This window comes from Actinophytocola sp. (genome assembly GCF_035634895.1).
Classification (GTDB): Bacteria; Actinomycetota; Actinomycetes; order Mycobacteriales; family Pseudonocardiaceae; genus Actinophytocola.
The window spans coordinates 1-20,758 of sequence record NZ_DASQCC010000075.1; the positions used below are offsets into that span (position 1 = coordinate 1).

17 protein-coding genes are annotated in these 20,758 nt (G+C 70.3%); 12 read left to right on the top strand and 5 right to left on the bottom strand.

The window, feature by feature from the left end; genetic code table 11:
* Positions 1-137 precede the first annotated feature (137 nt).
* The 3 genes from VET29_RS10570 to VET29_RS10580 form a co-directional block, all read right to left on the bottom strand.
* A complete protein-coding gene (locus tag VET29_RS10570) occupies positions 138-1,943 on the bottom strand; it encodes a long-chain fatty acid--CoA ligase (RefSeq protein WP_324918395.1) in 1,806 nt (601 codons plus the stop codon).
* A gap of 174 nt (positions 1,944-2,117) precedes the next feature.
* A complete protein-coding gene (locus VET29_RS10575; RefSeq protein ID WP_324918398.1) occupies positions 2,118-2,930 on the bottom strand; it encodes an enoyl-CoA hydratase-related protein in 813 nt (270 codons plus the stop codon).
* 22 nt (positions 2,931-2,952) lie between these two features.
* Positions 2,953-3,519 (bottom strand): TetR/AcrR family transcriptional regulator, encoded by a 567-nt coding sequence (locus VET29_RS10580; protein ID WP_324918401.1) that lies wholly within the window; start codon positions 3,517-3,519, stop codon positions 2,953-2,955.
* 49 nt (positions 3,520-3,568) lie between these two features.
* Here VET29_RS10580 and VET29_RS10585 point away from each other — a divergent pair, with 49 nt between their 5' ends.
* The 3 genes from VET29_RS10585 to VET29_RS10595 are packed head-to-tail and all read left to right on the top strand — an operon-like array spanning position 3,569 to position 6,678.
* The gene (locus tag VET29_RS10585) at positions 3,569-4,735 is read left to right on the top strand and encodes an FAD-dependent monooxygenase (RefSeq protein ID WP_324918404.1); all 1,167 of its coding nucleotides are present in this window, start codon (positions 3,569-3,571) and stop codon (positions 4,733-4,735) included.
* Between the two features lie 12 nt (positions 4,736-4,747).
* Positions 4,748-5,419: a M50 family metallopeptidase gene (locus tag VET29_RS10590; RefSeq protein ID WP_324918408.1), complete on the top strand. Its 672-nt coding sequence runs from the start codon at positions 4,748-4,750 to the stop codon at positions 5,417-5,419.
* A gap of 14 nt (positions 5,420-5,433) precedes the next feature.
* Positions 5,434-6,678 (top strand): aldehyde dehydrogenase family protein, encoded by a 1,245-nt coding sequence (locus VET29_RS10595; RefSeq protein WP_324918410.1) that lies wholly within the window; start codon positions 5,434-5,436, stop codon positions 6,676-6,678.
* Positions 6,679-6,811: 133 nt separating this feature from the next.
* Here VET29_RS10595 and VET29_RS10600 read toward each other — a convergent pair whose 3' ends face one another.
* Positions 6,812-7,831 (bottom strand): LacI family DNA-binding transcriptional regulator, encoded by a 1,020-nt coding sequence (locus tag VET29_RS10600; protein WP_324918413.1) that lies wholly within the window; start codon positions 7,829-7,831, stop codon positions 6,812-6,814.
* Between the two features lie 155 nt (positions 7,832-7,986).
* Here VET29_RS10600 and VET29_RS10605 point away from each other — a divergent pair, with 155 nt between their 5' ends.
* The 8 genes from VET29_RS10605 (at position 7,987) to VET29_RS10640 (ending at position 18,034) form a co-directional block, all read left to right on the top strand.
* Positions 7,987-8,688 (top strand): cupin, encoded by a 702-nt coding sequence (locus VET29_RS10605; RefSeq protein WP_324918420.1) that lies wholly within the window; start codon positions 7,987-7,989, stop codon positions 8,686-8,688.
* 451 nt (positions 8,689-9,139) lie between these two features.
* A complete protein-coding gene (locus VET29_RS10610; protein ID WP_324918423.1) occupies positions 9,140-12,181 on the top strand; it encodes a ThuA domain-containing protein in 3,042 nt (1,013 codons plus the stop codon).
* A gap of 32 nt (positions 12,182-12,213) precedes the next feature.
* Positions 12,214-13,077, top strand: a complete 864-nt coding sequence (locus VET29_RS10615) for an ABC transporter permease (protein WP_324918426.1) — start codon at positions 12,214-12,216, stop codon at positions 13,075-13,077.
* 40 nt (positions 13,078-13,117) lie between these two features.
* The gene (locus tag VET29_RS10620; RefSeq protein WP_324918431.1) at positions 13,118-14,140 is read left to right on the top strand and encodes an ABC transporter substrate-binding protein; all 1,023 of its coding nucleotides are present in this window, start codon (positions 13,118-13,120) and stop codon (positions 14,138-14,140) included.
* On the top strand, positions 14,137-14,937 hold the full coding sequence (locus VET29_RS10625; RefSeq protein ID WP_324918434.1) for an ABC transporter ATP-binding protein: 801 nt from the start codon (positions 14,137-14,139) through the stop codon (positions 14,935-14,937). Before VET29_RS10620 ends, VET29_RS10625 begins: the two co-directional genes overlap by 4 nt.
* 9 nt (positions 14,938-14,946) lie before the next feature.
* Positions 14,947-16,098, top strand: a complete 1,152-nt coding sequence (locus VET29_RS10630; RefSeq protein WP_324918438.1) for a Gfo/Idh/MocA family oxidoreductase — start codon at positions 14,947-14,949, stop codon at positions 16,096-16,098.
* Positions 16,095-17,240, top strand: a complete 1,146-nt coding sequence (locus tag VET29_RS10635; protein WP_414636478.1) for a dihydrodipicolinate synthase family protein — start codon at positions 16,095-16,097, stop codon at positions 17,238-17,240. Before VET29_RS10630 ends, VET29_RS10635 begins: the two co-directional genes overlap by 4 nt.
* Positions 17,237-18,034, top strand: coding sequence for a sugar phosphate isomerase/epimerase family protein (locus tag VET29_RS10640; protein WP_324918441.1), 798 nt, complete (start codon positions 17,237-17,239; stop codon positions 18,032-18,034). The genes VET29_RS10635 and VET29_RS10640 overlap by 4 nt, the downstream gene beginning before the upstream one ends.
* Here VET29_RS10640 and VET29_RS10645 read toward each other — a convergent pair.
* The gene (locus VET29_RS10645) at positions 18,031-18,849 is read right to left on the bottom strand and encodes a phosphotransferase family protein (protein ID WP_324918445.1); all 819 of its coding nucleotides are present in this window, start codon (positions 18,847-18,849) and stop codon (positions 18,031-18,033) included. The genes VET29_RS10640 and VET29_RS10645 overlap by 4 nt on opposite strands.
* A gap of 126 nt (positions 18,850-18,975) precedes the next feature.
* Between VET29_RS10645 and ctaD the strand changes: the two genes are divergently transcribed.
* A complete protein-coding gene (gene ctaD, locus VET29_RS10650) occupies positions 18,976-20,757 on the top strand; it encodes a cytochrome c oxidase subunit I (protein WP_324918449.1) in 1,782 nt (593 codons plus the stop codon).
* Position 20,758 lies beyond the last annotated feature (1 nt).

Below are 20,758 nucleotides of genomic sequence, written 5' to 3' on the forward strand. Positions count from 1 at the left end.
ACTAATTCGGCGGCCCAGCTTCCTGCTGGCGGCGTTGCCGGTTCGCCCAAGTACGACCCAGTACGAGGGCGAACCGGCGTCTTGCCAGCAGAAACCTGGATCCACCGACTTGATCACCGCATTCCCGGCGCGGGACACTAGGGCTGCAGCACGTCCTCGCCGGGGGTGTCCGCGAAGAGCGAGTCGATCTCGTGGGCGTACTTGTCCGTGATCGGCTTGCGGCGCAGCTTCATCGTCGGGGTCAGCTCGTCACCGCCCGGCTCCCAGGTCGACGGCAGCAGCCGGATGCGCTTGACCTGCTCGACGCGCGCCAGCCGCTCGTTGCCCTCCTTGACACCCCTGAGGACCGCGGCCCGGATTTCCGGGTTGGCCACCAGCTCCGCGGGTGACGCGCCGCCGAACCCGTGCTGCTGGGCGAAAGCCGCCGCCGCGTCCGGGTCGAGCACCGCGATCGCCGCCACGTACGGGCGGTTGTCGCCGATCGCGACGACCTGGCCGACCAGCGACGTCGCCGCCTTGATCGAGTTCTCGATGTTCGACGGCGACATGTTCTTACCGGACGCGTTGATGATCAGTTCCTTCTTGCGGTCCACGATCCGCACGTAGCCGCCCGAGTCGATCTCCGCGATGTCACCGGTGTGCAGCCACCCGTCGGCGTCGATGGCCTCCGCCGTCTTGTCCGGGGCGTTGCGGTAGCCACGCATCAGCGACGGGCCGCGGGTCAGCAGCTCCCCGTCCTCGGCCAGCTTGACCTCCATGCCCTGCATCACCCGGCCGACCGTGCCGAGCTTGGTCTGTCCGGGGGCGTTCGCCGTGGTCGCGCCGCCCGTCTCGGACATGCCCCACACCTCGTAGATGCGGATACCGAGGCCCCAGAAGAACTCCAGCAGCTCCGGCGCGATCGCCGACGCGCCCGACGCCGGGGCCGTCGCCTGGTCGAGGCCGAGCAGGTGGCGCAGCTTGGACAGCACGAGCCGGTCGGCGACCCGGTGCTGGATGGCCAGCACGGACGAGGTCTCGCCCGACAGCTCGGCGCGGGCGGCGCGGATGCCCGTCTGGATGGCCCAGTCGGCGATCCGGCGCTTGGCGGGGCTCTTCTCGGCGGCGAGCCCGGCGTCGATGGCCGCCTTGAACTTCTGCCACACCCTCGGCACGGCGAAGAACGAGTTCGGCCGGGTGTCGGCGAGTGCCTCGGCGAGCTTGTTCAGGTCCGGCACGCAGGTGACCTGGATGCCGTACATGATCGCGAAGTACTGGCCGGTCACGCGGTCGGCGATGTGCGCGGCCGGCAGGTAGGACAGCACCCGGTCGCCCGGCGTGGCGTCGAAGAGGACGCGCGTCGCGTCGGTCTCGGCGATCACGTTGGCGTGCGTCAGCTCGACGCCCTTGGGCGGCCCGGTCGTGCCGGAGGTGTAGATGATCGTCGCGAGGTCCTCCGGCTCGACCGCCCGCCACGCGGCGTCGAAGTCGAAGTCGGGGTCGCCCTTGGCCGCCAGGTCGGCGAGCGTCAGCACACCGTCCACATCGGACACGTCGTCGACGCAGACGATGTGCTCCACCCCGCCCCTTAGTTCCTGGATGCGGGGGAGGAACCGCTCGTCGCAGAACACGACCTTGTTGCCGGCGTTCTCGAACAGGTAGGAGATCTGCTCGGGCGCCGAGGTGTTGTAGATCGAGAAGGGCGCGGCCCCGAGGTGCAGCGCGGCGGCGTCGGCCAGGTGGAACTCGGGCCGGTTCGCGACCATCAGCCCGACCGTGTCACCCCGCTTGACGCCGAGGGCGGCGAGCCCGGCGGCGAGCTCGCGGACGCGTCGGTCCCACTCGCGCCAGGTGATCTCGGTCGCGCCCCCGACGGTGCGGATGATCACCGCGTCCGGACTCTGCTCGACGAACGACTGGAACGCCGCACAGAGCGTCGAGTACTGGGAGGGTGTCTGACTCATGTGCCACGCTCCGATGCGCCGTGCCGGGCCCCAGGTAGGGCGTGATCGTAGGCATTCCCGATCGGCCCCGTCCATGCCGAACTGGGCATTTACGACATTCGGACGCCCACTTCGTTATTGGCGATTGGCCAACAACGTACGCGAGGCAGGCGCCGGACGCCACCTCGGTCCTGATCACCAGGGCAGGTACGGCGGCAGGTCGTCGGGCACCTCGCCGGTCCACTGTGGATCACGGCGCTGGAGGAACGACAGGATGCCCTCGGCCGCGTCGGGGCTGTCCACCGCGCCCGCGATCAGGCGTGAGTCCAGGCGCTGCACGGGGAACGGCGACTCGAGCGGGCTCATCCGGTACAGCATCTTCCGGATCACCGCGACCGACACCGGGGCCGTGTTCCTGATCAGGTCGCGGGCCAGCTCGTACGCGCGGTCCAGCACCTGGTCCGGCTCGTGCAGCGCGTGCACCATCCCCGCGGCCAGCGCCTCGGCCGCGTCGAAGACCCGGCCGCTCACCATCCAGTCCAGCGCGCGCCCCAGGCCGACCAGCCGCGGCAGGAACCACGTCGACGCGCCCTCCGGGTACAGCCCGCGGCGCGAGAACACGAAGCCGAACCGGGCGTCGGTCGAGGCCAGCCGGTAGTCCGCCGGCAGGATGATCGTCGAGCCCGCGCCCACGGCCGCGCCGCGGATCGCCGCGATGACCGGCTTGTTCATCGTGAAGACGCGCATCGAGCAGCGACCGGCCGGCTCGTCCCACTCCTCGTTCGCGCCGGGCAGGTCGAGCCCACCGGCCGACAGGTCCGCGCCGACGCAGAAGTCCTTGCCCGCGCCGGTCAGCACGACCACGCGCACCGCGCGGTCGCGGTCGGCCTCGTCGAACGCCGCCGCCAGCTCGTCGGACATCCGCACCGTGTATCCGTTGCGGGCCTCCGGCCGGTTCAGCGTCACGGTCGCGACGCGGTCGGCGACCTCGTAGGTCACATGCTCCACCGGATCAACGTAGGGCAGCGCGTCACGCCAGCGCCATCACCAGAAGGTCCCGGCAGGCGGACCGCAGGTCCACATCGTCCAGCTCACCCGTCCCGGCGCGGGTCAGCTGGTGCAGCAACAACCCGTCCAGATGGGCGACGAGCGTTCGTGCCCGGCGACCGGGTTCGCTCGCGCCCGCCGCCGCGATCATCCGTTCCGCCATCAGCCGGAACGTCGTGCCGTACGACAGCATCCGCGCCCGCAGGGCCGGCCGCCGCGTCGACTCGAGGGTCAGCTCGAACCGGGCTAGCGTCCGCTCCCGCCCGTCGGTCAGCCACCCCCGGACGACCGCCGCCACCAGGTCCGTCAGGGTGTCCAGGCCCACCGTCCCGCCCAGCTCCGGCACGTCGCCGACGTCGAGCGTGTCCAGCTCCGCCATCCGCGCGACCGCGGCGAACAACAACGCCTCACGGGTGCGGAAGTAGTACGACGTGGAGCCCTCCGCCAGCCCGGCGGTCCGGTCCACCGCGCGGTGGGTGAACCCGCGCAGGCCCTCGCGGGCGATGGTCGATATCGCCGCGTCCGCGATCACAGTCCGGCGGTCTGTCACACCGGCACTCTACGGGTGTAGAGTCACTACAGCTGTAGAGGAGGGCGAGATGGACGCGGTGATCGTGGGTGGCGGCATCGGCGGGCTGGCCGTCGCCGCCGGCCTGCACAGGCGGGGCTGGGGCGTCACCGTCCTGGAGCAGACCGCCGGGTTCGACGTCGCCGGGTCGGCGATCTCCTTGTGGCCCAACGCTTTCCGTGCGCTCAACGCGGTCGGGGTCACCGGGGAGCTCGGCGAGCGGATCGGGGTGGCCGGCGGCCTGCGGGACTACCGCGGCCGTTGGATCGTGCGCATGGACTCCGGCGAGGCCGTCACGCACACCGCCGGCGCGGTCATCGCGCACCGGCACGACCTGCGATCCGCGCTGCTCGGGCACGTGCCGGCGGCGTCCCGCATGGCCGGCGTCCGCGTCCGGAGCGTGCGTCTCGTGGGCGAGCGCGCCGTGGTGTCCCACGACGGCGGCGAGCTGACCGCCGACCTCGTCATCGGCGCCGACGGCGTGCACAGCGTGGTCCGCGCGTTTGTCTCGCCGGCGGAACCGCGGTACGCCGGGCACACCGCGTGGCGAATGGTCCTGCCGCGCCCGACGTCCGTCGACGGCACCGCGAGCTGGGCCGAGACCTGGGGACCGAACGCGGTGTTCGGCATGTTTCCCATGTCGGACAACAGGGTCTACTGCTACGGCACCGGTGCCGTCGAGCCGGGCCAGCACAGTTCCGACGGTGAGCTGGCCGAACTGCGCCGACGCTTCGCCGGCTGGTGCGAGCCGATCCCGGCGGTCCTCGCCGCCGCGACCGAGGAGCTGGTGCTGCGCCACGACATCCACACTCTGCCGCCGCTCGGGACCTACGTGCGCGGCCCCGTCGCGCTGCTCGGCGACGCCGCGCACGCGATGGTCCCGTACCTCGGGCAGGGCGGCTGCCAGGCACTTGAGGACGCGGCCACGCTGTGCGTCGCGGTCGAGACACAGCCCGACCTCGCCACCGCGCTGCGCCGGTACGACGAGCTGCGCCGGCCACGCACGCGGGCGATGGCCAGGAAGTCCTCGCAGAGCGGCTTCGTCGGCCACCTGTCGTGGGCGCCGGCGCGCGTGGCCAGGAACGCGCTGCTGCGGGCGATGCCGACGTCGATGTTCGTGAGGTCGTTGGCGCGGCCGTTCAGCTGGCGACCCGAGGACGGGCTCGTCGAGGTAACACCGATCCGACCGGCAATGTGATCAGCTGTCCGCGTGGACTTGCTCGGCAGCCAGGTCAGTACCACCGTGCTCGTGACCGGCGCGGTCGCGCTGGCCGTGGTCTCGTTCAGCGAGCTGTGGCGGCCGGCGCGCAACGTGGTCACGATCGTGCACGAGGCGGGGCACGCGCTCGTGGCGGTCCTCGTCGGGCGGCGACTGTCCGGCATCCGGCTGCACTCCGACACGTCCGGCCTGACGCTGACGCGGGGCAAGCCGTACGGCCCCGGCATGGTGTCGACCGCGATGGCCGGCTACCTCGCGCCGTCGCTGCTGGGGCTCGTGTTCGCCGCGCTCGTCGGCGCGGGTTGGACGGCCGCGGTGCTGGTGGTCTGCGGGTTGCTGCTGCTCGGCGTGCTCGTGATGGTGCGCAACGTGTACGGGTTCTTCTCCGTGCTGCTGACCGGCGGGGTGCTGTTCGGCGTCGCGTGGTGGACACCCCCGCTGGTGCAGGCCGCGTTCGCGCACGTGATCACGTGGTTCCTGCTGTTCGGGGGCGTTCGTCCGGTCGTCGAGCTGCAACGCAAGCGGCGGCGGGGCCGGGCGCGGGACTCGGACGCCGACCAGCTCGCGCGGCTGACCGGGGCACCCGGGTGGGTGTGGGTCGGGATGTTCTTCTTCGTCGGCCTGGGGGCGGTGGTCCTGGCGGCGGCGTGGCTGCTGGGTTGAGGCAGACTTGACCCATGACCGTGGTGTCCGAGTCCGTGTCCGCTGCCGTTTCCGCGTGTGCGCAGGCCGCCTACCGGGCCGCGCCGGCACTGGCGGCGGCCCCGGACCCGGCGATCGACGGCGCCCTGTCCGCGATGGCCCGCCACCTGCGGGCGTCGACCCCGGCCCTGCTGGCGGCGAACGAGGCCGACGTGTCGGCGGCGGTGGCCGACGGCATGAGCGCCGGCCTGCTGGACCGCCTGCGGCTGACGCCGGAACGCCTGTCCGCCATGGCCTCCGCGCTGGAGCTGCTGGCCTCGACCCCCCACCCGCCGCGGTCGGCGTTCGTGCGTGACCTGCCGGACGGGCTCAAGCTGTACGAGCGCAGGCGTCCGGTGGGCGTGATCGGCGCGAACTACGAGGCCCGCCCGAACGTGACGGTCGACGTGGCCTCACAGCTCGTGAAGTCCCGCAACGCCGGCGTTCTCCGGACGGGTGGTGCCGCCCTCGGCTCAGCGACGGCCCTGCTGCGGTCCGTGATCGCCCCGGCGCTGTCGGACGTGTCGCTCGACCCGGCGGCCATCCAGTTGGTGCCGACCCCGGACCGGGCCGCGGCGGCCGCCCTGGTGTCCCAGCCGGCCCACATCCCGCTGGTGATCCTGCGGGGCAGCGGCGAGACGACCCGCACGCTGGGCCAGGAGGCCGCGCGGCACGGGGTCCGGACGCTGGCGCACGCGGACGGCGGCGGTGTGCTGTACCTGGATGTCGAGGCGGACATCCCGGCGGCGCTCGACCTGGTGAAGCGGAGCGTCGACCGCCTTGGCGTGTGCAACCGCCTGAACCTGCTGCTGATCCACTCGTCCGTGTACGAGTCGGTGCTGCCGTCCGTGGAGTCCCTGCTGGCGGGCCTGGGGATCGCGGTCTCACTGCCCCCACACAGCCACCCGATCGGGTACGAGTGGGCCCTGGACTCGGCCCGCGAGGCGACGGTGACCGTACTGCCGGTGTCCTCAGCCGCGGAGGCCGCGGAGGTCGCCAACCGCGAGACGTCCGGCCTGGCCGCATGCATAGCCACGACGTCCGAGCGGACGGCCGAACAGTTCATGGACGCCTACACCGGAACCGGCGTCTTCTGGAACGCGACCACCCGCCTGCTGGACGGCTTCAAACTACTGGCCGTCCCAGAAACCGGCATCAACATAGACAAGGTCCCCGGCCCCCGAGGCCCGGTAACCTACCCCGACCTTTGCCTACGCCAGTACGCAATTCTCCCCGTCTAACCCCGCGAGTCCCGCATTCAAACACACCGAGTCCCGCGTTCGCGCACACCGAACTGCGGGTTCGTGCATATGGGCGGGTTCAAGATCGGCACGAAACGGCAACTCGGTATGTGTGAACGCGGGACTCGCGATGTCATTCGGGTCGGGGGGCGCCGAGGGACTCGCGGTGGATGACCTCCGCCGCGGCCTCCTCCACCCTCGGTGATGGCCGGGGTGCCTCCAGTGCCAGGGTGATCGCTCGCGCGCCGATCTCCACCAGTGGTAGCCGGACCGTCGTCAGCCGCGGTGTGACGTCCCTGGCGATGGGCATGTCGTCGAAGCCGACCACGGAAACATCGGATGGGACGGACAGGCCGCGTTCGCGGATGACCGACAGCGCGCCGATGGCCATCGAGTCGTTCAGTGCCACGATCGCGGTAAGTCGGGGGTCCGCGTCCAGCAGTGCCTCCGTCGCCGCGGCGCCTCCGTCGCGGTCGAACTCGGCGTACTCGATCCGGCGCGCGGGCAGGGTGCGGCGGTAGTCCCGCGCGGCCCGGCGCAGCCCGGCCAGGCGGTCGGTCGTCGTGGTCAGCTGCTTCGGCGCGGCCACCACACCGACGTGGCGGTGCCCCAGCTCGAACACCGCCGACCCGATCAGGTACCCGCCCTCCTCGTTCGCCGGCATGACCGCGTCGCCCGCCAGCTTGTGCCGGCCCACCACCGACACGCGCCCGCCGGTCGCCATGTACGCAGCGAGTTTGGCGTTCAGTGACTTCGTGAACGTCGGGTCGTGGTACCCGGAGCCCGCCAGGATGATGGCCTCGACCTGGTGCGCCCGCAGCAGCTCCACGTACTCGAGCTCACGATCGGGATCCCGGTAGGAGTTGCAGATGATCACGAGGCGGCCCTGCTCGGACGCCACCCGCTGCAGGCCGCGCGTGATCTCCGCGAAGTACGGGTCGGACACGTCGTGCACGATCACGCCGACGGTCGTGCGGTGCGAGCGGGCCAGCAGCTGCGCGTGCGCGTTGGGCACGTACTGCAACTCCTGGACCGCACGGAGCACCCGTTCGCGCAAGTCGTCCGACACGATCTTGGGGCTACCGTTCACGATGCGTGACACGGTTGCCGCGGACACGCCGGCCCGACGAGCGACATCGGCAAGCGTCGCCATGCCGAGACCTCCGATGTTTGACACCTAACCCTTTGTCCACCTAGCGTCAGGTTAACAAGAGGGAAAGCCCTTTCCTTGCGCCTGACCGGCGTGATTACCGCCAGTGTCCATTGTGCGGCCCCGCAACAGCAAGGCCGCCACGCCGAGGGGTATCGATGCGTGATCCACTCCCGGGCGCGGTAGGCGTCTCGAAACTCTCCGTATACGACACGGTGGCACCGGACGGCCTCCGAGGCGGTACCCCGCACCTTCATCTCTGCTGCACCGAGGCGTACGTCGTCACCGGCGGCCTGGGCGCGGTCCAGACCCTCACCGGCCAGGACGGCTTCGCGGAGCACGACCTCGAACCGGGCACGGTCCTCTGGTTCACCCCCGGCACCGTCCACCGCCTGGTCAACCACGGCGGCCTGGAGATCACCGTGCTCATGAGCAACTCCGGCCTCCCCGAGGCCGGCGACGCGGTCCTGACCTTCCCGCTCGACGTCGTCCGGGACCCCGACCGCTACGCCGAGGCCGCCACGCTCCCGGGCGGCGGCGCCCCCGGCGCCGACATCACCGCCGCCTACCGTCGCCGCGACCTCGCCGTCCAGGGCTTCCACGAGATCAGGAAGAACGGCATCCTCGACGAGTTCTACGCGGCCGCCACGAAGCTCAAGCGTCCGCTCCTCGCGGGCTGGCACGAGCGCTGGGAAGGCGGCGCCCACGAGGCCGCGGCGCGGACCGGCCGACAACTCGCCGCACTGATCGACAACGACCCCGCCCACCTGCGGGAATCCCGCGTCACCGCGAAGCAGGCGCCGGACGAGCAGGGCCGACTCGGCATGTGCGGCCTACTCAACACGTACCAACTCGACTGACCCCACCCGCCTGCCCAACCCCACAACTCGGTATGCCCGACCCCGCAACTCGATGTGCCCGAACGCGGGACTCGGTGTGCGTGAACGCGGGACTCGGTGTGTTCGAGCGCGGGACTCGCGCGGGGGTTGCGGGCCCCGGTGGTCGCGAGTCCCGCGTTCAGGCATGGTGAGTCCCGCGTTTGGTCATGGTGAGTCCCGCGTTCGGCCGTGGTGAGTTGCGGGTTCGTGCACGTGGCGGTCTGCACGAAACCGGAACTCGGTGTGCGTGAACCCGTAACTCGGTGTGCGTGAGCGCGGGACTCGGTGTGTTTGGGTGCGGGACTCGCGGGGGTTGGGGGTGATGGGGGCTGTTGTTGGTGGTCGTGGGAAAGGCCTTGCCGGGGACTGGTTCAGGCAAATAGAGTCCTGGGAAAGCGCTTGCCTGGCAGTGTCGCCCATGGCGGGAGGACTCGTGAGGACCCGGAGCTATGTGATCGCGTTGTGTGTGTCGTTGGTTGTCGGGGGTGTTGCGGGGCCGGTCGCGACGGCTCAGGCTCGGTTCGCGGTGCTGGTGTTCTCCAAGGTCAACGGGTACTTCCATGACTCGATTCCGGCTGGTCAGCAGGCGATCGTCGAGCTGGGTGAGGAGAATGGCTTCGACGTCACCGTCACCGATGACGCGGGGGTCTTCACGGACGGCGGCCTGGCTCCCTTCCAGGCTGTCGTCTTCAACAACACCAACGGCCGTGACGGCGCGATCCTCACCGCCGACCAGCGTGCCGCGTTCGAGCGCTACATCCGTCGCGGCGGCGGCTACGCCGGCATCCACTCCGCCAGCGGCACGGAGTACGACTGGGCCTGGTACGGCCAGCTGGTCGGCGCCTTCTTCGACAAGCACCCGGCCGTCCAGCCCGTCAGGATCCAGGTGGACGACCGTGTCCACCCGTCGACCAGGGACCTGCCGCGGGACTGGGCGCGGACCGAGGAGCCGTACGACTTCCGCACCAACCCGCGTGGCAGCGTGCACGTCCTCGCCAGCTACGACACCCGCGCCTACACCGGCCACACCATGGGCGCTGACCACCCCATCGCGTGGTGCCAGAACTTCGACGGCGGCCGGTCCTGGTACACGGGCCTCGGCCACGACGCGGCCGCCTACCGCGACGCGGAGTTCCGCAGCCACATCCTTGGCGGCATCGAGTGGGCGGCCGGCGCGGCGAAGGGCGACTGCGGCCCCACCGAGGACGACCGCTGGCAGAAGACCCTCCTCGAACCCGACACCGACGACCCGTTGCAGCTCGAGGTCGACAACAAGGGCCGCGTCTTCTACATCCAGCGCGCCGGCCAGCTGAACGTCTACGACCCGAGGGCCGGCCACACCTTCGAGGCCGGCAGGTTCGACGCGTTCGTCCTGCAGACCCACGGCATGCACGGCTTCGCACTCGACCCGAACTTCGCGAAGAACGGCTACGTCTACGTCTACTACTCGCCGCGGACCAAGAACGTGAACCGCCTGTCGCGGGTCACCTTCGACGAGTTCACCAACACCGTCCGGAACGAGAAGGTCCTGCTGGAGTTCTTCTCCCAGCGCGAGATCAACGCCCACGAGGGCGGCGGGATGGACTTCGACAGCCGGGGCAACCTGTACCTCGCCACCGGCGACAACACGGACCCGTGTTGCGAGGGCTACGCCCCGATCGACGAGCGCCCGGGCCGCGAGAACCAGGACGCGCAGCGCACCTCGGCCAACTCCAACGACCTGCGCGGCAAGATCCTCCGCATCCACCCGGAGAACGACGGCACGTACACGGTTCCGCCGGGGAACCTGTTCCCGCCCGGCACCGAGAAGACCCGCCCCGAGATCTGGGTGATGGGCCTGCGCAACCCGTACCGCCTGCACATCGACCGCACGAACGACTGGGTGTACTGGGGCGAGGTCGGCCCGGACGCGCAGGACGACAACCCGGCCCGCGGCCCGATGGGCTACGACGAGTTCAACATCGCGAAGGCGCCCGGCAACTTCGGCTGGCCGCTGTGCATCGGCAGGAACCGCCCGTACGTCGAGTACGACTTCGCGACCGGCACGCCCGGCCAGCCCTACGACTGCGACGGCGGCCCCACCAACAACTCCCCCAACAACACGGGCATCACCAGGCTTCCGCCCGTGCAGCCGGCATGGCTGCCCTACCCGTACCGGGTGAGCGACGAGTGGCCCGAGCTGGGCACGGGCGGCCGGCTCGCCGTCGGCGGTCCGACCTACCACTACGACCCGGACCTCGACTCGGAGTCGAAACTCCCGGCGTACTACGACAACACGACGTTCATCGCCGACTGGACCCGCAACGCGATCTTCGAGGTCAAGAAGGACGACGCCGGCAACGCCTTCTCGGTCAACAGGTTCCTGCCGCACGGCACGTTCCTGCGGCCGATCGACATGGAGATCGGCCCGGACGGCGCGCTGTACCTCATCGAGTGGGGCACCAACTACGGCGGCTCCGGCCGCGGCGACCCCAACTGGGACTCGGGCATCTACCGCCTCGACTACCTGCGGCCGGGGGAGCGGGCGCCGATCGCCAGAGCCACCGCGACCCCGTCGTCCGGCCACGCGCCGCTGAACGTCCGCTTCGCCAGCCAGTCAACGGATCCGGACAACCAGGCCCTCACCTACGCGTGGGACTTCGACGGCGACGGGACTACCGACTCGACGGCCGCCAACCCGACCCACACGTTCGGCTCGAACGGCACGCACCTGGCGCGGCTGGTCGTCACCGACCCGACCGGCGCCACCTCGGCGACCAACGTCCAGGTGATGGTCGGCAACACCGCGCCGAGGCTCGAGATCACCGGCCCGGTGGAGGGCCAGGTCTTCGACTGGGGCGTGCCGGTGCCCTACGCCCTCGACGTGACCGACCCGGACGCCGAGGTCGACTGCGACCTGCCGCTGACCAGGGGTGGGGTCGGGCACATGCGGCAGGTCCATCCGGTCACCCAGAACCGTGGCTGTGCGGGGGAACTGACACCGGCGATCGTCGCCGGCCACGCGCCGAAGGACAACCTGACCTACGTGCTCGACGCGAGCTACACCGACACCGGTGACCCGGCACTGACCGCGACCGACCGCGTCACCCTGCAGCCGCGGCACAAGGAGGCCGAGCACTACAGCCGCCAGAGCGGCACCAGGGTGGTCAACAACAGCGAGGGCAACGGCGCGGGCCTGGTCGGCGGGATCTCCGACGGGGACTGGCTGAGCTTCGCGCCGGTGAACCTGAAAGGCGTGTCCAGCCTGAGCTTCCGCGTCGCCAGCGGCACGACCGGCGGCACGGTCGAAATACGGCAAGGAAACCCGGCCGGCCCGCTGCTCGGCAGTGTGCCGGTCCCGGTGACGGGCGGCGGCCAGAACTGGACCGTCGTCACGGCCCCGGTCGCCGATCCCGGTGTCACACAGGAGCTTTTCCTCGTGGCCAGGGGCGGGACCGGAGACCTGTTCAACTTCGACTGGTTCGAGTTCGGTTGAGAACTAGAAGGTGGCGGCATCAGGTGTCAAGCATGGTGACCTCAGACGAAGCACGAGCGAAGCCGGCGAGGCAGGCGCCGGAGCCGGTACCGGACGTCACGGTCGGCGCGCGCCTCGTGAAGTTCCTCGACTCGCTGTGGCGGCCCGCGTTGCTGCTGGCGCTCATCTTCGTGGCGTGGTGGGTCGTCACCGCGGCCGGGTGGGTGAAGCCCTATCTCGTGCCGACGCCGAAGGCGGTGTGGGACCGGACGATCCAGGACTGGTCGTCGCTGATGTACCACTCCTACGTCACGTTCTACGAGACGGTGGTCGGCTTCCTGCTCGCGGGCGTGCTCGGCCTCGCCACGGCCGTCGCCATCGCGTACTCGAGGACGATGGAGCGGACGCTCTACCCGATAGTCCTGTTCGCACAGGTGATCCCCAAGATCGCGATCGCGCCGCTGGTCGTGGTGTGGTTCAGCAACGGTCTCGCCTCGAAGATCATCCTGGCGGTGCTGATCGCGTTCTTCCCGGTCGTCGTCTCGGGGGTCGCCGGCCTCCGCTCGACCGACCCCGAGCTGCTGGAACTGTCGTCGACGATGGGCGCCAGCCGGTGGCAGACGTTCCGCAAGATCCGGTTCCCCAACGCGCTGCCCCATCTGATGGCCGGACTGAAGGTGGCGGTGACGCTCGCCGTGGTCGGCGCGGTGGTCGGCGAGTTCGTCAGTGCCAACGAGGGACTCGGCTACGAGCTGATGATCGCCAACGGGAACCTCGACGCACCGCTGCTGTTCGCCGCGCTGATCCTCATGTCGCTCATCGGCATCCTGCTGTTCGTGGTCATCGAGGTGCTCGAGGCCATCCTCATCCCCTGGCACGCCAGTCGCCGGTCCGCCACCCCACTCACGACCTCCTGAGCCGATGGACACTCCGCAGGCTTTTCCGAAGGGACAACTCATGAAGCGCTTACTCACAGCCATGTTCGCGGCCGCGCTGCTGGCCGGCTGCGCCCCGAGCGGACAGCAGGGGAACAGCGGCTCGACGAACTCCGGCGGCACCGGTCCTAAGGAGACGGTCACCTTCACCCTGAACTGGGTGCCCTACGGCGAGCACGCGCCGTTCTACTACGGCATCGAGAAGGGCTACTACGCCGACGAGGGCATCGACCTGCGGGTCCAGCCGGGCAGCGGCTCCGGCACCACGATCAAGGCCGTCGCGCAGGGCCAGACCATGTTCGGCTGGGCGGACACCCCGCCGCTGCTGAACGCCATCGGCACCGGCATGCCGGTCAAGAGCCTCGGTGTGTTCCTGCAGAAGGGGCCGGCGTCCATCGAGTTCCTCGCCGAGAAGAACTTCAGGTCCATCAAGGACCTCAGGGGCAAGAAGATCGGTGGCACGCCGGGTGACGCGATGTACGCGTCGTTCCCCGCGCTGCTGGCCGCGAACGGCATGCAACCGTCCGACGTCACCGTCGTGAACATGGACGCCGCCAACAAGATCGCCCAGCTCGCGGCCGGGCAGGTCGACGCGATCATGGGCTTCTTCCACGACCAGGGCCCGACCATCGAGAACAAGACCGGCAAGAAGGTCGACCACCTGCTCTTCGCCGACTCCGGCCTGAACATGCTCGGCCTCGGCATCGTGGCGAGCGACGAGACACTGTCGGCCAAGAAGGACCTGGTGGCCAAGTTCGTGCGTGCCACGCAGAAGTCGTGGGCGGAGGCGTCGAAGCACCCGGAGGACGCCGCGAAGGCGATGGTCGAGCTGGCGGAGAACGAGCCACCCGAGGAGGTGCTCGTCAAGCAGCTCAAGCTCGCCGTTCCCCTGCTGCAGGTCGAGACCGCCGGCGCGCCGGGGGTCAACACCGACAAGCAGTGGCGCGACACCATCGACATCATGGCCACGAACGCCGGCCTGAAGGACGCCGGTGCCCCGTCGAAGTACTGGAACGGCAGCTTCGCGAAGGCCGACGGGTCATGACGGGCGTGCGCGGCACGGTACTTTCCGGGACCGCCGTCGACATCGACGGCGTGTCGGTGCGGTTCCGTTCCAAGCGGGCGACCACCACGGCACTCACCGGCGTCAGCATGCGGATCGAGGCCGGCGAGTTCATCTCGATCGTCGGCCCGTCCGGTTGCGGCAAGTCCACCCTGCTCAAGTCCGTCGCCGGGCTGGTGAAGCCGACCGAGGGCACCATCTCGCTGTTCGGGGCGGCGGTCACCAAGCCGCAGCAGAACATCGGGTTCGCGTTCCAGCGCGCGGCGCTGCTGGAGTGGCGGGGCGTGCGCAAGAACATCCTGCTGCAGGCCGAGATGCGTGGCATGGACAAGGCGAAGGCCGCGCGCCGGGCCGACGAGCTGATCGAGCTGACCGGCCTGACCGGGTTCGAGAGGGCGTTGCCGCACGAGCTCTCCGGCGGGATGCAGCAGCGGGTCGCGCTGTGCCGCGCGCTGTTGCACGAGCCGCCGGTGCTGCTCATGGACGAGCCGTTCGGCGCGCTCGACGCGCTGACGCGGGAGCAGCTCAACGCCGAGCTGAACAAGATCTGGCGGGCGACCGGGACGACGGTCCTGCTGGTCACGCACTCCATCGCCGAGGCGGTGTTCCTCGGCACCCGGGTGGAGGTGATGAGCCCGCGACCGGGCCGGCTGGTACGCACGCTCCCCGTCGACCTGCCGCCGGAACGGGAGTACGCGCAGGTGATGACCGACCCCAGGTTCGGCGCGCTCACCCGCGAGATCCGCGAACTGCTCGGCGCACACGAGTCTCACCACTAGGAGAACCACATGTCCCGTAGGTCGATCGGCATCGTGCTCAACGGCGTGACCGGACGCATGGGCTACCGGCAGCATCTGGTCCGCTCGATCCTGGCCATCCGCGCCGACGGCGGCCTTCCGCTGCCCGACGGCACGGTGCTGTGGCCGGAGCCGGTGCTGGTCGGCCGCAACGAGCGACGGCTCGCCGAGATCGCCGCGCGGCACGGCCTTTCGGACTGGACGACGGACCTGCACGCCGCGCTGGCCCGCGACGACGTGGAGATCTACTTCGACGCCCTCACCACCCAGCGGCGCGAGAAGGCGATCAAGACGGCGATCGACGCCGGCAAGCACATCTACACCGAGAAGCCGCTGGCCATGGACGTCGTGGGCGCCATGGACCTGTCGCGTGCGGCGGTCGCGGCCGGGGTGCGCAACGGCGTGGTGGCGGACAAGATCTTCCTGCCGGGCCTGCGAAAGCTGAAGCGCCTTGTCGACGACGGCTTCTTCGGCCGGGTCCTGTCCGTCCGCGCGGAGTTCGGCTACTGGGTGTTCGAGGGCGACCGGCAGCGCGCGCAGCGGCCGTCCTGGAACTACCGTGCCGAGGACGGCGGCGGCGTGGCGCTGGACATGTTCCCGCACTGGCACTACGTGCTGGAGAACCTGTTCGGTCCCGTGCGCGCGGTGCAGGCCACGATCCGTACACACATCCCGAAACGCTGGGACGAGAAGGGCGAGGAGTACACCGCGACGGCCGACGACGCCGCGTACGCGATCTTCGAGCTGGACGGCGGGGTGATCGCGCAGTTCAACTCGTCCTGGTGTGTCAGGGTGTTCCGTGACGAGCTGGTCGAGTTCCAGGTGGACGGAACCCACGGCACGGCGGTCGCGGGGCTGCGCCGCTGCCGTGCCCAGTCCAGGATCGCCACGCCGATGGCCGTCTGGGACCCGGACGCGCCGGCGGGCGTGGACGGCCGGGGGGACTGGGCGGAGGTGCCGGACAACGAGCCGTTCGACAACGGTTTCCGCGTGCAGTGGGAGCGTTTCCTGCGGCACGTGTACGTGGGCGAGCCGTTCCCGTGGGACTTCGCCGCCGCCGCACGGGGTGTGCAGCTGGCCGAGCTGGGCCTTCGCGCCGCGCGTGAGGGCCGGCGGATCGAGATACCGGAGCTGTCGTCGTGAGTTCCATCGTGCTCCCCGGCGGGGAGCGCTATGAGCTGAGAGGCGGCGCCGTGCCGCGTGCCGGCAGCGCCTCCGCGACGAGCAGGGTCGCGTACGCCGCGGCGCACGTGGTGGCGGACCCGTTGGCGGAGAACGTCCCCGGTGCCCCGGCGGTGCTGGACTGGGACGCGACGCTGTCGTTCCGGCATCATCTGTGGCGGCACGGGCTGGGCGTGGCGGAGGCCATGGACACCGCACAGCGGGGGATGGGCCTGGACTACCCGGCGGTGCGGGAGCTGGTGCGGCGCAGTGCGTCCGAGGCCCGGTCGGTAGGCGGCCGGATCGTCGCGGGCGTGGCGACCGACCAGCTCGACGGCCCGGCGACGGTGGCGCAGATCCTCGACGCGTACCGGGAACAGCTGGCGGACGTGGTCTCGTCGGGCGCGGTTCCCGTGCTCATGTGCAGTCGCCACCTGGCCGCGGCGGCGGCCGGCGCGGACGACTACGTGTCGGTGTACTCGACGTTGCTGTCCGAAGTGGACAGACCGGTCCTGCTGCACTGGCTGGGTCCGATGTTCGACCCCGCGCTGGCCGGCTACTGGGGTGCCACGGACCCGGACACGGCGGCGGACACCGTCCTGGCACTGCTGAAGGACCACTCGGCCAAGGTGGACGGCATCAAGCTGTCCCTGCTGGACGCGGACTTCGAGGTGGCGTTCCGGCGCAGGCTGCCGGCCGGCGTCCGCATGTACACGGGTGACGACTTCAACTACCCGGACCTGATCGCGGGCGACGACCAGGGCTACTCGGACGCGCTGCTGGGGGTGTTCGCGGCCATCGCGCCCGCGGTCACCCCGGCGCTGGCGGAGCTGGACAGGGGGTCGGTGGACGGCTTCCACGCGTTGCTGGACCCGACGGTTCCGCTCGCCCGCCACCTGTTCGGCGCGCCGACGCGGTACTACAAGACGGGCATCGTGTTCCTGTCCTGGCTTTCCGGTCACCAGTCGCACTTCACGATGGTCGGCGGGGCGCAGTCCGGCCGGTCGGTGACGCACCTGGCGAGGCTGCTGGTGCTGGCCGACGAGGCGGGCCTGCTGCCGCACGCGGACCTGGCGGCGGCGCGGGCGAGGTCGTTCTTCGCGGTGGCGGGGGTGCCCCAGTGACCGAGCTCTCCTTCAACCAGGCCACGGCGAAGTACTGGCCGCTGGTGGACGTGGTGAAGGGCTGCGCGGCGGCAGGCGTGCGGCACGTGGGCCTGTGGCGCGAACCGGTGGCGGAGTACGGCCTGGCCCGCTCGGCGGCACTGGTGCGGGACGCGGGCCTGTCGGTGACCTCGTTGTGCCGGGGTGGCTTCTTCGGCGCCGACCGCTGGCTGGACGACAACCGCCGGGCGCTGGACGAGGCGGCCGCGCTCGGCGCCCCGGCGCTGGTGCTGGTGTGCGGGGGCCTGTTCGACCGGTCGCTGGTGCGAGCACGTGCCCGGGTGGCCGCCGGCCTGGAGGCGCTGGCCCCACACGCGCTGGCGGTGGGGGTGACGCTGGCGGTGGAGCCGATGCACCCGATGTTCTGCGCGGACCGCAGCGTGGTGTCGTCGCTGGCCGGCGCGCTGGCCCTGTGCGACCCGTTCCCGCCGGAGGCGGTGGGGATCACGCTGGACACCTACCACGTGTGGTGGGACGAACGGGTCCTCGAGCTGATAGCCGAGGCGGGCGACCGCATCGCGTCGTTCCAGCTGGCCGACTGGGTGGTGCCGCTACCGGCGGACGTGCTGGTCGGACGGGGTCTCCCCGGCAGCGGCCACGTCGACTTCGCCGCCCTGGTCGAGGCCGTGCTGGCGACGGGCTACTCCCGCCCGATAGAGGTGGAGGTCTTCAACGCCGAGCTGTGGGAGCGCCCGGGGGAGGAGATCCTGCGCGACACGATCGCCGCGTTCCGGTCGGTGCTGGCCCGGCGCTAACGCCGCGCCAGCCAGCGCTCCAGGTCCGCCTCCGCCCGCGCGTGTTCCGCCGGGAAGCGGTCCGCGAGCACGAACCGCCACACCACGCCGAGCAGCTCACGCAGCTCGACACACGCCGCCAGCTCCTCGGCGGGCACCGGCTCCGGATAAGCCGCCACGGCCGCCGCCCCGTCGATCCGTCCCGACGTCGCCAGGCAGGCCAGGTCCCAGCCCAGCGGTCCGCGCCAGGTGTCCTCGAAGTCGTTCCACATCAGCCCGGCCGGTGTAGCCAGCAGGTTCCCCGGGTGGGCGTCCCCGTGCAGCGGCCGGGCGGGAAACGCCGCGAGCGCCGAGCGCAGCCGCTCGACCTCCGCCGTCAGCGCGGCCAGCACCGACGGCGGCGCCGTCACCAGCGGCAACGCCCGCAGCACGTCCTCGCACGGACCCGATCGGGGCAACGGCCCGGCGTAGTCCGCCAGCGCGACGTGCAGCTCGAACAGCCGCGCGGCCGCGTCGTCCGGCGACACCGAACAGGACGAATCGTGCGGCTCGTGGTGCCACAGCCCGACCGCGAACCCGTCCACCGTCACCACCGGCGCGAACGGCCGGGTCGTCAGCACCCCTCGGGCCGCGGCGTGCGAGGCCAGCAGCGCGTCCCGGCGGAACCACGACGCCACCCCCGGCCGGATACGCGCCGTCAGCGTCGCCACCCGGGCGATCACCGCGGCCGGCCGCAGGTGAATCACCACGTTGGCGCGGTCGTGCAGCACCACCGGGTCGGTACAGATCACCCCCAGTGACGTGGCGGCCGTCACCGCGGCATCGACGGCGGACATGACCCGGATAGTGGCACCCGCCCGACCGGCCGCGCGCCTCATTTCCCCGGGCCAGCCCAGGCGAGCCGCCCCATTCCGCGCGGGCTACGATCGCTCCGAATCTTGTAGACCCGCAGGAGGCATGGAGTGACGGCAGTAGCCCCGAAGCCGATCGCCACGCGGCCCTACCCGGCGCGTCCGGCTGCCAAGGGTTCATACCTGCTGCAGCTGTTCCGGGAGACCGACCCGAAGAAGATCGGCGTGATGTACCTGGTCACGGCGTTCGCCTTCTTCATGATCGGTGGCGCGATGGCGATGCTCATCCGCTCCGAGCTGGCGTTCCCCGGACAGCAGTTCCTGTCGCAGGAGCAGTACAACCAGCTGTTCACCATGCACGGCACGATCATGCTGCTGCTGTACGCGACGCCGATCCTGTTCGGCTTCGCGAACTTCGTGCTGCCGCTGCAGATCGGCGCCCCGGACGTGGCGTTCCCCCGGCTGAACGCCTTCAGCTACTGGCTGTTCCTGTTCGGCGGCATCATCGTGCTCTCCGGCTTCCTGACCCCGGGTGGCGCCGCCGACTTCGGCTGGTTCGCCTACACCCCGCTGTCGGACAAGATCCACTCGCCCGGTGTCGGCGGCGACCTGTGGATCGTCGGCCTGATCCTCTCGGGTCTCGGCACCATCCTCGGTGGCGTGAACATGCTGACCACCGTGGTCTGCCTGCGCGCGCCCGGCATGACGATGTTCCGGATGCCGATCTTCACCTGGAACATCTTCATCACCTCGATCCTGATCCTGATCGCGTTCCCGATCCTGACCGCGGCCCTCTTCGGCCTGCTGGCGGACCGGCAGCTCGGCGCCCACGTCTTCGACCCCGCGAACGGCGGGGTCATCCTCTGGCAGCACCTGTTCTGGTTCTTCGGCCATCCGGAGGTCTACATCGTCGCGTTGCCGTTCTTCGGCATCGTGTCCGAGATCTTCCCGGTCTTCAGCCGCAAGCCGCTGTTCGGCTACCGCGGCCTGGTCTACGCGACGCTGGGTATCGCGGCCCTGTCCGTGGCCGTTTGGGCGCACCACATGTACGCCACCGGCGCCGTGCTGCTGCCGTTCTTCTCCTTCATGACGTTCCTCATCGCGGTCCCGACCGGGGTGAAGTTCTTCAACTGGATCGGCACCATGTGGAAGGGGTCGCTGACCTTCGAGACGCCGATGCTGTTCTCGGTCGGCTTCCTGGTCACGTTCCTCTTCGGCGGCCTGACCGGCATCCTGCTGGCCGCGCCGGTCATCGACTTCCACGTGTCGGACACCTACTTCGTGGTCGCGCACTTCCACTACGTGCTCTACGGCACGATCGCGTTCGCGACCTTCGCCGGCATCTACTTCTGGTTCCCGAAGATCACCGGCCGGTTCCTCGACGAGGGCCTCGGCAAGCTGCACTTCTGGACCACGTTCATCGGCTTCCACATGACGTTCCTCGTCCAGCACTGGCTGGGCAACGAGGGCATGCCGCGCCGCTACGCCGACTACCTGGCGTCAGACGGGTTCACCACCCTGAACACGATCTCCACGATCGGTGCGTACATCCTCGGCGCCTCGACGCTGCCGTTCATCTGGAACGTGTTCAAGTCGTACCGCTACGGCGAGACGACCACGGCGGACGACCCGTGGGGTTACGGCAACTCGCTCGAATGGGCGACGACGACCCCGCCGCCGCGGCACAACTTCCTGGAGCTGCCGCGCATCCGGTCCGAGCGTCCGGCGTTCGACCTGCACTACCCGCACGCGGTCGACGAGGCTCACCGCGACAAGTACATCGGGCCGTTCGCCGGGAAACACAAGGCGGACTCGCCGGCGGCGCCGTCGGAGAAGCTGTCCGAGGCGCTCGGCGCGGACGACGTCAACGACGACGCCAACAAGGCTGACTGAC